This window comes from Singulisphaera rosea, assembly GCF_054877945.1.
This window is the reverse complement of the sequence record NZ_JBTYIP020000126.1, coordinates 1-329: the sequence shown is the minus strand read 5'-3', so window position 1 is coordinate 329 and position 329 is coordinate 1. Positions and strand designations below refer to the sequence as shown.

Annotated in this window: 1 protein-coding gene; it reads left to right on the top strand. The window is 66.9% G+C overall.

Going from position 1 to position 329, the window contains the following annotated elements; all coding sequences use genetic code 11:
- The coding region (locus ACYOEI_RS41235; RefSeq protein WP_462856497.1) for a hypothetical protein at positions 1 to 266 on the top strand (266 nt) is incomplete at its 5' end.
- Between the last annotated feature and the right edge of the window lie 63 nt (positions 267 to 329).

Here is a 329-nt window from a genome sequence, read left to right as displayed (position 1 = left end):
TGGCCGAGGCCGTCGACCACTGGTGGAGCGCCCACGCCGAGATCACGGGACGCGAGCGGCCACCCAGCGTCCAGATCCTCTACGACTACCTCCGCTCCGAACTCGGCTTCGACGGGTCGTACAAGTCGGTCCGCAAGTTCGTCCGGGCTCGCTTCGGCCCCGCTCCGATCCGCCCGTTCCGTCGGGTCGAGACCCCGCCCGGGGCCCATTATGGTAAGCCAGGCGTTATGTGCAGCTCACTCCGATGGAGGGCAGGCCTGACGTAATCCTCCCGGCCAGCACTTTACATAATCTCGTCCTTGGGTCCTTGACACGCGCCTGCGGCGCGG